The organism is Sphingorhabdus sp. EL138 (assembly GCF_900258045.1).
GTDB lineage: Bacteria > Pseudomonadota > Alphaproteobacteria > Sphingomonadales > Sphingomonadaceae > Parasphingorhabdus.
Window position 1 is genome coordinate 13,980 of sequence record NZ_OGVD01000003.1, and the last position, 15,100, is coordinate 29,079.

At 53.4% G+C, this 15,100-nt stretch carries 10 protein-coding genes; 7 read left to right on the forward strand and 3 right to left on the reverse strand.

The genetic code is table 11. The annotated features are described in order from the left end of the window. Positions 1-72 precede the first annotated feature (72 nt). Both DK507_RS06335 and DK507_RS06340 read left to right on the forward strand, forming a co-directional pair. Positions 73-987: a LysR substrate-binding domain-containing protein gene (locus DK507_RS06335; protein WP_109355564.1), complete on the forward strand. Its 915-nt coding sequence runs from the start codon at positions 73-75 to the stop codon at positions 985-987. A 242-nt stretch (positions 988-1,229) separates the two neighbouring features. Then, positions 1,230-5,801 (forward strand): autotransporter domain-containing protein, encoded by a 4,572-nt coding sequence (locus DK507_RS06340; protein WP_109355565.1) that lies wholly within the window; start codon positions 1,230-1,232, stop codon positions 5,799-5,801. Positions 5,802-6,001: 200 nt separating this feature from the next. Here DK507_RS06340 and DK507_RS06345 read toward each other — a convergent pair whose 3' ends face one another. Next, on the reverse strand, positions 6,002-6,877 hold the full coding sequence (locus DK507_RS06345) for an OmpA family protein (RefSeq protein ID WP_109355566.1): 876 nt from the start codon (positions 6,875-6,877) through the stop codon (positions 6,002-6,004). 610 nt (positions 6,878-7,487) lie between these two features. Between DK507_RS06345 and DK507_RS06350 the strand changes: the two genes are divergently transcribed. Next, a complete protein-coding gene (locus DK507_RS06350; RefSeq protein WP_162558926.1) occupies positions 7,488-8,675 on the forward strand; it encodes a site-specific integrase in 1,188 nt (395 codons plus the stop codon). Positions 8,676-8,687: 12 nt separating this feature from the next. Here the strand turns inward: DK507_RS06350 and DK507_RS18220 are convergent, their stop codons facing one another. Together DK507_RS18220 and DK507_RS18055 are read right to left on the reverse strand one after the other, a co-directional pair. Beyond that, entirely contained in the window at positions 8,688-8,897 is a 210-nt protein-coding gene (locus tag DK507_RS18220; RefSeq protein WP_109355568.1) for a DUF5818 domain-containing protein, read from the reverse strand. Positions 8,898-8,915: 18 nt separating this feature from the next. Then, the gene (locus DK507_RS18055) at positions 8,916-9,581 is read right to left on the reverse strand and encodes a lytic transglycosylase domain-containing protein (protein ID WP_254054275.1); all 666 of its coding nucleotides are present in this window, start codon (positions 9,579-9,581) and stop codon (positions 8,916-8,918) included. Between the two features lie 136 nt (positions 9,582-9,717). Here DK507_RS18055 and DK507_RS06365 point away from each other — a divergent pair, with 136 nt between their 5' ends. From DK507_RS06365 to DK507_RS06380, 4 genes are all read left to right on the forward strand, one after another. After that, positions 9,718-10,620 carry a toprim domain-containing protein gene (locus DK507_RS06365; RefSeq protein ID WP_254054276.1) on the forward strand — a complete coding sequence of 301 codons (903 nt, stop codon included), beginning with the start codon at positions 9,718-9,720 and terminating at the stop codon, positions 10,618-10,620. 174 nt (positions 10,621-10,794) lie between these two features. After that, positions 10,795-12,753: a ParB/RepB/Spo0J family partition protein gene (locus DK507_RS06370; RefSeq protein ID WP_109355569.1), complete on the forward strand. Its 1,959-nt coding sequence runs from the start codon at positions 10,795-10,797 to the stop codon at positions 12,751-12,753. 154 nt (positions 12,754-12,907) lie between these two features. Continuing rightward, entirely contained in the window at positions 12,908-13,846 is a 939-nt protein-coding gene (locus DK507_RS06375) for an ArdC family protein (RefSeq protein ID WP_109355570.1), read from the forward strand. A gap of 261 nt (positions 13,847-14,107) precedes the next feature. Next, positions 14,108-15,070: a DUF2493 domain-containing protein gene (locus DK507_RS06380; protein WP_109355571.1), complete on the forward strand. Its 963-nt coding sequence runs from the start codon at positions 14,108-14,110 to the stop codon at positions 15,068-15,070. The last annotated feature ends 30 nt before the right edge of the window (positions 15,071-15,100 follow it).

The following is a 15,100-nucleotide window of genomic DNA, read 5'->3' on the forward strand; positions in this document are numbered from 1 at the left end:
AACAAAAGATTTTTGCTGATTGTAACTTAGTGGCCGCTCCGAGCGAAACCAGAATATCTTGGGAGAGGTCAAATGAAGCTACGAGATCTGGAATATATTACCGCGATTGACAGGCACCTCAATTTCGGCAGAGCTGCGGAAGCCTGCAATGTGTCTCAGCCGGCACTGTCAGCGCAGGTCAAAAAGCTTGAAGAGCGGTTGGGCGTGGAGATTTTTGCGCGCACCAATCATAAGGTGATGGCGACGGAAGCGGGTCACCGGATTATTGAAACAGCCAGAGACATGCTGAAATCCGCGCGTCAGATCAGAGACTATGCAGCGGAATATAGGGACCCGATATCTGTTCCGTTGAAAATCGGTATCTTTCCCACATTGGCCCCTTTTATCGTTCCTTATGTGGCGGGAACCGTGAGAAATCTCAGCAAAGAAATGAAGATGATTTTCCGGGAAGCGCCAACCAAACAGTTGATATCCGAGTTGGAAAACCGCCGCATCGATATCGCAATGGTCAGTGGTCCCGTGGACCATCCCTCAGCCAATTTCACACCGGTATTTCGGGAGGACCTGCTGCTGGCCGTATCCAATAACCATCGTCTGGGCAACCGTGACCAGATTTCTGCCAATGAGATACCGGTTGAAGAACTGGTATTGCTGGATGAAGATCACTGCTTGCGCGAAGATACTTTGCGACTGTGCGACAGCAAGAATGTCGGCATTGATATGCCCGAGGATCTCGCCGCGACAAGCCTGCTGACGGCGACACATTATATAACCCAGGGATTTGGATCGACGTTGGTCCCGGCGCTGGCGAGAAACTTCTTGAGTGCGGCCAACCCGGATGTGAACATGGTGGCGATTGATGATCCGGGCTATGGCCGGACCATCGGTTTCCTGTCCCGGAAAGGATGTCCGCGCGAGCATATTCTTTTTGCATTATGTGACAAGATTCGTACTGACCCACCTCCCGGAGTGGCGCCAGTCATGTAAAATGACAGCCGATCCATGACTGCAAAAAACGCTGTTTCAGCCTGTCCGGATTCCGGATGGGCTTTTCTTATTTATCTAATTTAATCAGATATTTAGACGATAATATTTGCTTATGATGGTCATCAATAGCTTATATTATACAAGCTCAATTCATCCGCATATCACACCGCTCCAGAAGGTACGGCGCTCAGAACTTGCCGTGCCGCGGGAATGTTTCCCGCAAACAGGAAGGTGTAAGAATAATGACTAATTTCCCCCTTGGTTCGACTCGCTTGGTGTCGAAGAAACTGCTTGTGGCTTCGTCCACAATTGCCATGCTGGCATCTGCGCAGGCGCATGCACAGCAAATCATCAATGATGGTGATAATATCACTGTCACCAGTGCGGCAGATGGCGAGACTATCAGCGCGGCCACCGGTGTCACCAGCACCGTTGATGGTGCCCCCGTTGTAGTCGTCAACAATAATGACGTGACCCTGGATAATGCCGGCACCTTGCGCACCACCGGTGTGACTCAGACGGTTCAGGTGAATGCAGGCACAACCGGTGCCATTATAAACAATACTGCGACAGGCGTGCTTGAAGCTGATTCGCGCGTTGTCAATTTTGACGGCACAGATGCAGTGCTGAACAACGATGGTATCATTCGCGGTACTGGCAGTCAGCGCAACGGCGCAGTTTATGGCAACCGGACATCCAACAATATCGCGATCAATAACAGTGCAACCGGGTTGATCGACGCTGGTGTTGAAGGTGCCGGAATCGCAATTGAAGTTGGCGGCGGCGGTGCTCCCCGCGGCGGTTCCATAGTCAATGCCGGTACGGTTCAAGGGCGAGGACAGGCGGCCCCAACAGGCGGCACCGCCGGTGATGGCCTGCGTTTCTTTGGACCCGGATTGGCCCCTGCCTATATCTATAATGGCAATATCACCAATAGTGGTACAATCGCGTCCGAATCCACACAAGGCACGGTTGCAGGCATTCGCTTTGCCAACCGGATCGGATTTCAGGGTGTTCTGGAAAATCAGGCTGGGGGCACCATCTCTGGTGCACAAAATGGCCTCTATTTCGGCAATGACGCCGATCATAGCGGCGGTGTGGTCAACAATGCCGGGACGATCTCTTCCGACAGCCGCGCGTTGAACATTGATGGCACCGGGCTGGTCATCAACAATACGGGCTCTATTCTAGGCACCGGTAATCAGCGCAATGGTACGGTCTATGCGGACAGCACTGCGCAAGACTTCGTCCTCAACAATGACGGTACAATCGATGCAGGCGCAGCCAATCAAGGCGCCGGCTTCTCAGTAGAACTTAGCGAGGCTGGCAATGCCTTCGCGATCAATAACACCGGCACCGTGCAGGGCCGCGGCAATGCTGGCGCTGGTCTTGCGGCCGCAGGCGACGGGCTGCGCTTTGAGCGCACGCGCAATGCGGGTGTGCTGGATGGTACGTCAACGGGTCTGTTTACGGGTAATATTACCAATAGCGGCACCATCAACAGTGAAGCCGCCAACGGCACAGTCGGTGGCATCCGTTTTGTGAACGGTGTGTCCTTCTCAGGCACGATCGAAAATCAGGCCGGTGGCACCATCTCCGGTGTGCAAAACGGCCTCTACTTCGGCAATGCGACGCCAGCCGGCGGTGGTGACTTTACTGGCGCTGTTGTGAACAACGCGGGCATCATTTCATCTGATAGCCGGGCGCTGAACATTGATGGCACCGGCTTGGTGGTCAACAACCTTTCCGGCGGTGAAATCCTCGGCACAGGCAATCAGCGCAATGGCACCGTCTATGCGGACAGCACGGCGCAGAATTTTGTCCTGAATAACGACGGCACAATCGATGCCGGATCAGGCAATGAAGGCGCTGGTTTTTCAGTTGAACTCAGCGAAGCTGGCAATGCCTTTGCCATCAATAATGCTGGCACCGTGCAAGGCCGTGGCCAGGCATCTGCCGGTGCAGCGGCTGCCGGTGACGGCCTGCGCTTTGAACGTGCACGGGTTGCCGGACTGCTCGACGGTTCGACAACTGGTCTCTTTACCGGTGATATTGTGAACTCTGGTCTGATCAACTCCGAAAGCACGCAAGGCACGGCGGCCGGTATCCGTTTCGTGAACGGTGTGTCGTTTTCAGGCACCATCGACAACCAGGCGGGTGGTACCATCTCCGGTGTGCAAAACGGCCTCTATTTCGGCAATGCGACCCCAGCGGGCGGTGGTAATTTCACCGGTGCTGTGGTCAACAATGCCGGAATCATCTCGTCCAACAGCCGGGCTCTCAACATCGATGGCAGCGGTCTGGTCGTCAACAACACCGGCTCGATCCTGGGTACAGCCAATCAGCGCAACGGTACCGTCTATGCAGATAGCACGGCGCAGGATTTTGTCCTGAACAATGACGGTCTGATTGATGCGGGCGCCGCCAATCAGGGCGCGGGTTTCTCGGTAGAATTGTCTGCCGCTGGAAACGCGTTCGAGATTGACAATAGCGGAACCATTCAAGGTCGCGGCACGGCCGCAGCCGGTCTGGCTGCCGCAGGTGATGGCCTTCGTTTTGAACGGGTGCGTAATGCGGGCGTTCTGGACGGCACGTCAACGGGTCTGTTTACCGGCAATATCGCCAATAGCGGTCTGATCGATAGTGAAGGTGACAGCGGAACGACCGCTGGTATCCGCTTTGTGAATGGTGTCAGCTTCAATGGTACCATCACAAATGCTGCTGGTGCGACTATTTCCGGCGTTCAAAATGGACTGTATTTCGGCAATGCCACACCGGCAGGTGGCGGTGATTTCACCGGCGCTGTGGTCAACAATGCCGGAACCATTTCGTCAGGAAGCCGCGCGCTGAATATTGATGGCACTGGACTGGTGGTCAACAACACGGGCACCATCATCGGTACCGGAGCGCAGCGTAACGGTACTGTATATGCAGACGGAACGGCCAATAATTTTGCGCTGAACAATAGCGGTACGATTGATGCCGGTGTGGCCGGCTCCGGCGTGTCTTTCCAGCTTGGAACAGCGGACGGTGACGTACGCAGCTTTACGCTGATCAATGACGGCACGATTGCCGGTCGCGGCGATGCGCAGCCTTCAGGGGCCTCTGCCGGACTGCGTCTGTTCAACGGTGCCGGCGCAGGAACCACGGTAACAGTGGCAGATGATATCGTGAATAACGGTGCTATCTCTTCTGAAACCGGTCCTGCATTGCTCATTGAGAATATCGCCTTTACCGGGAGCTTCATCAATAATGGCAGCCTGACAGGTCCGGTTGCTGTTGATGCATCGTCTGCGCTGTCTGGTTTGAACTTTGTTCAGAATGGCGGCGCCATCACGGGCGACTTCATCGGCTCGGCGCAAGCGGATAGCCTGTCCTTTGCCGGTGGAACCAGCGTTTTGGCCGGTGATATTACCGGAAATGTTGCGGTTGATGTGGCGGCACCAAGCACGGTGACGATTTCAGGCGCAAGAAGCCTGGAAGGTTCCCTTTCTGTTGAAGGTACATTGGCCTTCGACCTGGGCACTGACAGTCTTGCGGTAGATGGCGATACCAGCTTTGCTGCAGGTAGCGTCGTAAATATCTCCACCAATCAGACCTCTGCAGGGCTGACACTGGATGCTCCGATCAATGTTCTGACCGAAACCGGAACGTTCACGGACAATGGCGTTACAGTGAATGTCATCGATGATGATTTTTTGATCGACTATCAGGTCGATCTGGGATCAATAACGGTGACACCAACCGCCGCAGAGCTTGGTAATGTGTCTGCTGATGCGAATATCTCGGGCTTTGGATCGGCCATCACGTCGGCTGTATCCAACGGCCGCCTGCCTGATGCTGTATTTGACGGATTGAATGCCGCCACCAGCACAGCGGAATTCGAGGCAACGGCTCTCACTCTTCTGCCCGCGATTAATGACGGTGTGGCCAGAGAGATTTTCGAGACACAGCGTTTTGCCAGTAGCTTGCTGACCAATCGTTTGTCAGGTGATGAGACCGGTATCTGGGGTCAGATATTCTATCACAACGCAGACCGCGATGCCGATAGTCTGAGCGCCCTGGGCTACGATGCCGATACCATCGGCTTCACTCTCGGTCTCGACAAGAGCATTGGTGAAACTGCCAAAGTGGGCGTTCTGCTGAACTATGCTGATATCGACATTGATGCCAACGGTCTGGCCGGTGCGCAAACTGATGTGAACAGCTATCAGATATCTGCTTATGCAGGCCTCGATTTCGGAGCGGCCTTCGTCAATGCAGAGCTGGGCTATTCTTTCAACGATGTTGAAAGCAGCCGCACGGCTGTGGGTGCACTGATCACCGGTGAATCCGATGCAGATGGCGTGATAGCCAGCCTGTCGACCGGTTATCGGCTGGAGACAGGTAGCTTCACCCTGACACCATCAGCAGGGCTGCGTTATGCCAGCCTGTCTCAGGACAGCTTCGCTGAAACCGGCGGTCTGGGTCTGACCCTCGATATCGATCGCACAGAGTTTCTGGAAGCGACGGTGGGCTTGCAACTGGCCGGCAAGGTTGATGAAACGAAAGATCTGTCGATCGTGCCATTTGCCAACATTGGCTACAGCTATGATCTGATCGGTGATGGCGTCGGCGTGAACAGCAGCTTCAATGGCGGACTGGACAGCTTCCGACTAACGGCGGGAGAATCTTCTCAGTCCCGCTTTGACCTCGGTGCTGGTCTCGACCTGGTCAACAAGAACGGGTTGAGTATCGGAGCGGAATATCGGGGGCGTTTTGCATCCGATTACCAGTCCCATTCGGGCGGAATAAAGGTTCGCTTTGCGTTCTGAGTAGAAAGTTGACCTTTCGTCCGGGAAAGCCGGCTGGTGGAAACATCAGCCGGCTTTTTTGACTGTGCAGATATCGCCCCGGACTATTTTTCAGGCATAAACAAAGGCGGGAAAGTCAGACTTTACCCGCCTCTGCGCAAATTATTGTGATACTAGTCGGTCAAAAATATCGGGGTGGGCAATGCCCACCCCGCAAGGGGTCACAGGCCCTCAACACTTTTACTGACCATGATATTCACCGCAACGCGGCGGTTTTGTGCCTTGCCTTCCCGGGTGCTGTTATCGGCCAGCGGATCTGCTTCGGCCATTCCGGTTGGGGTCAGCATGCGATAGGGCTTCCAGCCGCAAGCTTGCTGAATATGATTGACGACACGGCCGGCTCGCCGCTCGCTCAGTACCTGGTTATACTCCTGGCTTCCGACCGAATCGGTGTAACCGACAACCAGCAGGAGCGCGTTTTCCATCGCTTCGGCTTGAGCCGCGGTGTCGCAAAGTTCCTGCTCGGCCTGCGAAGACAGTCTCCACTTGCCGGTGTCGAAATACACGTTGGTCGTACCTCTGATATTATACTTGTCGATATCGCCAACACGGCCGCGCAGAGCCTCGGTCGCCGCCGTCTGTTCTGCAAAACCCTGGGCCGTGCCATTACGGATCATACTGGCAGTTTTAAGGTCTTTGTCGCGTAGACGGATTTGGCTGGCCACCAAGCCTTCGCCCCATTCCACGGTCCGGACGGTAACCGGAAGGCCGTTGAGCAGCGAGTCGGAAGCAAGTTTACTGCGGCCGAGGCCCAAAAAGCCCTTGCTCGCCTTGATTTCGGTGGCCTCAGCAACAATGATTGCCGTGTTGGCGCCATTTTCGCTGGTTACCTGCATCCTGTCGGCTTTGCGCGCGGAAATAAAGCCTTCGATCTCTGGTCCCTCAGGCAGCCCGGACAGGTCAGCCGGTGGCAGACCGGTTACGGTAATATCAACGTCATCTAGGTCCTGCTGCTGCGCAGACACGCTGCTCGGTGCCATAATGGCAGCCGTGGCAAGCAGGAATGTAATTCTCGAATTTCTGGAAATCTTTTTCATTGTTCTACTCCTTCAAACAATAGCATCTCGCCCCGCATGTTGATTGCTCTTCGTCTGACCGAACCCGTAATGGCTTATTTGACTGTCAGAATCCCCTCATCTCGTGATGCGAGATGTGCAACTTGGATTACCTCACTGTTCAGATCATCCTTTCTGGCACATGAACGCTGACGAAAACGCCGTTGGTTTTACAGGTGGTCCGAGCCTATCTTGCGGCGAACAGTTGCAAGCGGTGTTGTGCGAGCCGCAATCACGTGTTGGTGGACTCGTGACGAACATCTTCTCTGGCATACTCACCGCTTATTTTGTTGGGTGTCGCTCAGTATCCTTTAAATCGTTTTGATTTGCAGAAATGGTGTCGGAACAGGATGTCGGAATGAGATTGCTCGAAAACCTCTGAACATCCGGGAAAAAGGTGGTGAGCCCTGCTGGGTTCGAACCAGCGACCTACTGATTAAAAGTTTTAAAAGTCGAAATTTGAGAATCCGTATTATTCCGTAACAGTCTGTAATACATAGATTTATCAAAAACAATGTTCTTGATTTGTTCGTATTTGTCCGATAGTATCCGAGCGAAATGCTACCTGGGTAGCACGTCTTTTGAGGACACTATGACAACCCACACGAAGCTAACCGATGCCAAATTGAAAGCAGTAAAGACTCCATCTAAAGGACAGGTGGAACTGGCAGATAATGATTGTGTGGGATTGCGTTTTGTAAAAGGATCGACAGGCAAAAGTCGTTGGATCGTTCGAAAGCGCGTTGCAGGAAAATTCAGAAAAATTACCCTAGGAGATTATCCTGGTATTGGCCTTTCAAAAGCCAGACAGAAGGCACTTCAGGCCTGCGCGGATATCGAAAATGGCCGGAAGCTGGCAAAACCCGACAAACGATCTAACAAAACGGTGTCTGCGTTGTGGAACATTTATGACCAACAGCGTGTTGAAAACAAGCGATCTGCAAAGGAAATAAGACGGATATTCAATAAATATGTTTTGCCGGAAATTGGTAGTCGCCCGGTAGACGCTGTAACCCGTACGGACGTTACCCGGTTAATTGACGGCATAGCTTATGGCGAACGTCCTGCGCCGGTGATGGCACGTCTTGTCGCTGCGCAAATGTCAGTGTTTTTTAATTGGGTTTTACCGCGAGTAGAAACACTAGCGTACAATCCGGTAACTGCAGCAAGCAGGCCACCAGCACCGAAGCCTCGTGATCGGGTCTTGTCGAACGAAGAATTGAAAAGCCTATGGAAAGCTGCTGAAAATCAGCCATTTCCGTGGCAGCACAGCTTGAAACTCATGTTGTTTACCGCTGCCCGTCGAAGCGAGGTATTTGGCGCTGAACGAGCGGAGTTTGATTTAGAAGAAAAAGTCTGGAACCTACCTGCATCGAGCGCAAAAAATAACAACGCTGTTATCATTCCGCTGACCGATGCCGCTTGTCGTATCGTTTCAGATTGCTCCCCATCTGATGGATGCAGTAAGCTTTTTCCTTCGGCTACAAATCCAAAAACCAGTGCATCAGGTATATCTAAGTTGTTACGAAGGTTAAGGGCCGACGTTGAAGCCGACTTGCAAAGACCGGTTCCGCATTGGACGTTACATGACATCCGGCGCACAGTTGCGACAAATTTGCAGCGGTTAGGAGTGAGGCTCGAAGTGACTGAAGCAATTCTCAACCACGTCAGCGGTTCTCAGGCTGGAATCGTCAAGGTTTACCAACGATATGACTGGATGGATGAAAAGCGCGAGGCGTTGCAACTTTGGTCTGATGATCTTGTTCGTATCTGTGACTGAGTTTGGCAAAAGTTATTGGGATTCTCCAATCCAATCAACTGCTATGGAGTCAATTCCGGTTTTTACTCCCTCAACCAATACAATGTCATTATCTTTTGGAACTTCAATATCCAGAAAATCCAATTTCCACACGCTTTGATCATCGCATTGAAGGACGTAGCGTCGATCACCTTTAATGAGTTTTCCAGTGAGCCGAAGCCTGTTTGAATTTGAACGGTACATAATTGAGCGTCTTCTGTCCTACAGCCCTGATTCTGTCCAGCGCGCCAGAACAGATTTCACATAATTCTGCGTTTCCCGGTATCTCGGAATGCCTTTGGCTTTGTGCACCGCATTCGGCCCGGCATTATATGCTGCGAGCGCCAAGTGAACGAGGCCGAATCGGTCGAGCATCTGCCTCAGATAACGTGCACCGCCGTCTATATTGGCGGCGGGATCATATCGATTGCTCACACCAAGATCAGACGCTGTGCCGGGCATCAACTGCGTGAGACCAGCTGCTCCGGCATGGCTGAGCGCCATCGGATTATAACGCGATTCTGCCCAGATTAGCGCATCAAGCAGCCCATAAGGCAGTCTATGCCGCCGTTCAGCTTCACGGATGGATGGTAGATATGTCATACGCCGGGCCGCCGTCTTTCGGCTGATACCTTTTGGTTTGGGTTTCTTGGACACTGGCTTTGGAATTGCCGTGGCCAATGGTTGCTCTGAGATATTGCCTGGAGCTTCCGCACGAGGCCAAATTCCGTGCTGAAACAATTTGAAGTCGCCTGTCTCGGCCGATTGATCCGTAATCTCCAAATCCTGCGATTCAGAGCCGCCCAGTCCTCCGGCAGCAGAATCTTGGGCTGCTACGGTTCCCGGAAGTGCCAGAAAAACAGCAAAAAAAAATGATTTTAGTATCACGTTAGATCTCCAACTTGCATCGAATCGAATGAGAACATAAGATGAACATATATCTGTAGGAAAGTGTTTTCTTGCAGAGAAAAGAGGGGAGGAACGCCGGACCCATTGAGCCGGTCAGTTGCCAAGGAAATTTTCAGTGTCCCTCGATATCTCTCAAGATCCCGCATCATCTCTCGAATCTACCGCGCGCCAGATTTGCGAACGGTTTTCCGGTTACTGGAAATCGGGCAAAGGCATGTGCTGCTGTCCCGCTCATGATGACAGCACGCCGTCACTTGGTGTCAGCATTGGTACCCGCGCTGTTCTTTTTCATTGCTTTGCAGGTTGCTCGCAGGTTCAGGTTCTCGAAGCCCTCGCGCGCCAGGGTATTCCACCGGCTGCACTGTTTAACGGAAGCTCTCTCTCCATTCCGCCAAAATCACCAACCATCGACAAGCCCAGTGCCAACGCGCTGCGGCTTTGGAAGATGGCTTTGCCAATATCAGGCAGTGTGGCGGAAAGTTATCTCAGGCATCGCCATATTGATATTGTCTCGTCCGAACTACGCTATCTGGAGCGCACGCCCTTCGGCCCTAAAGGCCATGTGCGGTTCCTGCCCGCCATGCTCGCTGCCGTGCGCACGGATGTCGGAATCATCGGAATCCAGCGCACGTTTCTTGACGCCCGCACCGCAATGCAGGCGAGTTTCAAAAATCCGAAACGCGCGCTGGGCACTCCCGGAATTGGAACTGTTCGGCTCTTTCCTCCGAAAAACGGCATATTGGGACTGGCAGAGGGATCGGAAAGCGCATTGTCTGCTACTATCCTCATAGACATCCCCTGCTGGGCGACGCTTGGCAACGAACGGTTCGGGATTGTGACCATCCCGGAGAGCGTCAGAGAATTGTATCTGTTTGTCGATAATGATGCAGGCGGCGACCTTGCGGAGCAGAAGGCTCGGATGCATTTCGCGATGCCGGGCCGCAGCATATATCGCTTAAGTCCGCGCAACCCGGGCGATGACTGGAATGATGAACTGGCGGCTAGGTTCGCCGCTTGATGAGATTACCGCTGCTGCAAGTTGCCAGTTTATTCGGTCTTCAGCACTCAATCTTTCCCTGAAAATACGAACGCCGATCTTTGAATAGAGAGTGGAGGCGGTTTGGACCTTGCTGAGCCTGATTGCCGCGATGGTCGCTGCAATTGATGGTTCGAACAATCAGGAGTTAAAATCATGTTCAAATCCATTCCACTCAACAAACTTGTCTACAGCAAAAAGAATGTTCGCAAGCATAGTGATCCGGCCGCAGATGCCGAACTGAAGGCTGACATCAAGGCGCGGGGGCTTCTGCAAAATCTCGTTGTTCGCAGCATAGCGCGCGGCAAGTTCGAGGTTGATGCAGGTGGCAGGCGCCTCAAAGCCTTGAAAGCGCTCGCCAAGGAAAAGGCGATTAAGAAGACCGAACCCGTTATCTGTTTGGTCAAGAACGGTGAAAACAATGAGATTCTCGAAATCAGTCTTTCTGAAAACTTTCAGCGCGCCCCGCTTAATCCAGCTGACGAAGCCGAGGCCTTTCAGTCGATTATCGATGCAGGCTCTGATGTCGAGGGCGTTGCCAAACGTTACGGTAAAACCGTTCGCTTTGTAGAAGGCCGGCTGCGGCTCGCGAAGCTTTCTCCGGCCGTATTCGAAGCGCTTGCCAGCGGGGAAATCACGCTTGATCTTGCCAAAGCCTACGGCGCAACAGCGAATATTGAGCGGCAGACGCAGGTTTTTGAAGAAGTGTCTGGGGCCTATTATCAAATCACACCTGACAGTGTTCGGCGAATGATGCTGGAGGCCAGCGTGACCGCAAAGGATCCACGAGCGGTTCTGGTTGGCCGCGATGCTTATCTTGAGGCAGGCGGCGCAATCGAACGCGAATTGTTCGATGACGATGAAAGCGAAAGCTGGGCCAATATTGCGCTTCTTGAGCGCCTTGCCACGGAAAAAATGGAATGGCAGGCCGATGAAGTGAAAGACGAGCAGGGCCTTGCCTGGGTGAGACCGACGCTTGACTGCTATGTCTCCCATGAGCTTGTAGAGGGACTGACTAAGCTCCCGGTAGAATTTGAACCGCTCAGCGATGAAGCTTTGGCGCGGTTATCTGATCTCGAAATCCAGTATGACGAGCAAGCAGCAATATTGGAAAACGAAGACACCAGCGAAGAAGATACCATCGCAGCTGAAAACCGTCTGGCGGAAATCGAACAGGAAATGCGCGAGCTTAATGAACGCAAACCTGTTCTTGCAAACGACCTTCGCGCCGAAGCAGGCACTTTCCTGGTTTTGAGCCGCGAGGGCGTTCCAACACTTGTGCCGCAATATTATTCAGAAAAATCGGCTGAAGGTGCTGACGATGAAGGTATTGAGCTAGTCGATGATGGCAAGAAAGCACCGCGCAGGCGCGCAGCCTTGTCAAAACGCCTGGTCGATGAACTAGCAATGCAGCGCCGGGATATTTTGGCGCTTCATGTTGCAAGCGATCCAACACTCGCACTTGATTTTGCCATCTTCACGCTCGCTGATGCAGACGGTCATGACTGGAACGCTAAGGAAGCCACTACGCTCAGGGGACCAGTTGCCCACGGTCCAGCTTCGGATTTTGAAGCCGCCGATGCACCTGCAACAGTTGCCCTGGCCGAGCTCAGATCATCGCTTGATGAAAGTTGGAAGGCGGCAGAATGTCAGGTCGAGCGCTTTGAACTATTCCGCGCTCTTGATGATGAAACGCGCAGCGCCTGGCTTGGTTATGTCATTGCTCGAACCCTGGTAGCCAGTCTCAATATTGAAGGTGAACGCCGGGTTCCGCTTCATGATCATCTTGGAAACAAACTGGATATTGATATGGCAGCCTGGTGGCGTCCCACTGCAATCAATTACTTTGACCGGGTAACGAAATCCAAAATTCTATCCAGCTTTGAGGCTGTCGGCGGCCAGGAGCTGTCCAATCGCTATGCAGCTTCGAAGAAAGCGGACTTGGCGACGACAGCAGAGCGCGTCTTTTCTGGCAACTTCATCGCCGAAGCCGAGGTTAAGTCGTGCGCTGCTCAATGGACACCCGAGGCAATGCAATTTGCGCAAACCGCAGGAAGCGAAGCTCAGGAAGAGCCAGCCCAGCAGAGCGAAGAAATAGCCGATCAGGCCGCCTGACCATCCTCCTGACAGGTAGTCTGCCGGCTAGAGCGGCTTGCCCCATGGGCAGGCCGCTCTTTTCTATATTCTCCCTAGCGCCCAAATTGAGAGAGGAGAGGGCGGTCTTGCTGATTGATCCAGCGCTTTTGCTGGTGCCAATCAGGAGAAAACAATGTCCCGCAAATCAAGCCGTTCACAAAAGACATCACCCGCAGCGCGCATCACGGCAGCCATTATCGAAAAACTCGAAACCGGAACAAAACCCTGGGTGCAACCATGGCGAGGTCTTCCCGTTTCGCGGCCACTGAGGCACTGCGGAACTCCCTATCGCGGCATCAATACTTTCTGGCTCTGGATGGTAGCAGAGGCAGGCGGTTTCCAATCACCTTACTGGATGACCTACCGGCAATGCGCCGCTCTGGGGGGCCAGGTGCGCAAGGGCGAGAAATCCACCATCGCCATCTTTTATAAAACTTATTCCAAAGAGATCGAATCCAATGAGGACAATGATCCGGAATCCGAAACACGCCGCGTTCTCAAATCCTATGCCGTTTTCAACGCTGTTCAATGCGACAATCTGCCCCAACGCTATTCCCCCAAAACTGAAGTGCAAGAAAATGAACCGGAAGGCAGGGAGGAGGCGCTTGATAGGTTTTTTGTGTCGGTCGGTGCCAAAATCCGAGAGTACGGAAGTGCGGCCTACTATGAACCGGTGCTCGACCGGATCACCATGCCGCCGGCGCATCTGTTTGAGAGCTATGATCATTATTACTCGACGCTCGCACATGAATGCTCGCACTGGACTGGCCATGGATCGCGATTGGATCGTAATCTCAAAAGCCGTTTCAGAAGTGCAGCATATGCAGCCGAAGAACTGGTTGCAGAGCTATCAAGCGCTATTTTGGGCGCGGAGCTTGGCCTGCCAGTCAGTCATCTCGACAATCATGCCAGTTATATCGCCAGCTGGCTGAAATTGCTCAAAAATGATGACCGCGCGATGTTGGCTGCTGCGGCGCGTGCCGAGGATGCGGCCAGTCTGCTTCTTGAACTGGGCGATCATAAGACCGCATTGGCCGATAAGGCCGGTGAGAGCTTCGCAGAAGCCGCTTAGCTAGCGGGCAGCTGTCTAGGCGTAATTCCACAACATCTCCTGAATAGTCGCCGCAACTTCCGCTTTCTTTTTGTTCGGAGGTGCCTTGGACCAGCAGGTCCGACAAGCGCAACCCGCGCGGGCTGCGGCCCGTGTGGCCCGCGCCAGCCTTGCCCCGCAAGTTTCCCGCCTTTGGCGGTGCGCTTGGCGTCCTACCGGTCCTGTCGGACTCCTCGCGGAAAGCGGATCGTCGCTTAGATGCCGCTTATCAGGAGAAAAATCATGGACAATAATTTCACCCAATCCCTTTCCGGGCTCGATCTTTCCGGATTGACGATAAAACAATCGCCCTTTGAACCATCAGACTTCCCAAAACACGAAGCGATCTCGCAAACCATTGCTGCGGTCTGGTGTGACCTGTTTGCGCTGTTCACCGATACAGCCCTTGAAGCCGATGCTGAAATTCTCGCGTGGGGTTTCGTCAATCTCTTCCACCGCTCTGCTTGCCAAAAGGCGAAGCAGCTTGACCGAGCATCGGATGAAGTGCGCGCGCTGGTCGCATCCGCCGATGGCTCTGAAGTGCATACATCCAATCTTGAAGAGCAGATCGAACGCGCACAGGCTGCAGAAGCTTCGATGATCGCCTTTGAAGAAATGCGCGAGGTTGCTGCATCGCTCTACCTGCAGGAAACTCGCTCCTCGTGGAAGCCTGTCTCTAGTTCGCGCGCCAATCACGGCGCGATGCTCACATCAGCTGTCATCCATGGCCGCGATTTCCTGCGTGCGCGCAGCGAAAGCAAGCGCAAGGCATTGATGCCCGAGGGCACGCCCATTATCTTTGCCGGCGGCCGCACAAAGCAGGCTGATACCGAAGATGCCAAGACGTTTGCGAACAACATCTGGGCGACGCTGGACAAAGTCTATGACGCTGTTCCTGACATGGTTCTAGTGCACGGTGGCGACGGGAAAGGCGCTGATGGTCTGGCAGCATCCTGGGCCGAGCGGCGCAGTGTTGCGCAGCTTACATTTCCATTGGATCGCAAACTGGGCGCGAGAGCGGGCTTCAAGCGTAACCAGCAGATGCTGAATCTACGGCCGCGCTATGTTATTGCATTTCCAGGTAACGGCGTACTGGAACGTTTGGTAATCGAAGCCAAATCACGCCGGATCACGGTTGTGGATCGGCGTGGTCCGCTCGGTACTTTCCCAAAGACTAAATCTTCTATCGACTGTGCGGCAAACTAACCAAAACGGATTCATTTGTCTCCTGACAGG

What these genes read in the sequence shown, in the direction of transcription:
- DK507_RS06335 (WP_109355564.1), top strand. Translation starts at nt 73, where the DNA reads ATGAAGCTACGAGATCTGGAATATATTACCGCGATTGACAGGCACCTC.
- DK507_RS06340 (WP_109355565.1), top strand. Translation starts at nt 1,230, where the DNA reads ATGACTAATTTCCCCCTTGGTTCGACTCGCTTGGTGTCGAAGAAACTG.
- DK507_RS06345 (WP_109355566.1), bottom strand. Translation starts at nt 6,877, where the DNA reads ATGAAAAAGATTTCCAGAAATTCGAGAATTACATTCCTGCTTGCCACG.
- DK507_RS06350 (WP_162558926.1), top strand. Translation starts at nt 7,488, where the DNA reads ATGACAACCCACACGAAGCTAACCGATGCCAAATTGAAAGCAGTAAAG.
- DK507_RS18220 (WP_109355568.1), bottom strand. Translation starts at nt 8,897, where the DNA reads ATGTACCGTTCAAATTCAAACAGGCTTCGGCTCACTGGAAAACTCATT.
- DK507_RS06370 (WP_109355569.1), top strand. Translation starts at nt 10,795, where the DNA reads ATGTTCAAATCCATTCCACTCAACAAACTTGTCTACAGCAAAAAGAAT.
- DK507_RS06375 (WP_109355570.1), top strand. Translation starts at nt 12,908, where the DNA reads ATGTCCCGCAAATCAAGCCGTTCACAAAAGACATCACCCGCAGCGCGC.
- DK507_RS06380 (WP_109355571.1), top strand. Translation starts at nt 14,108, where the DNA reads ATGGACAATAATTTCACCCAATCCCTTTCCGGGCTCGATCTTTCCGGA.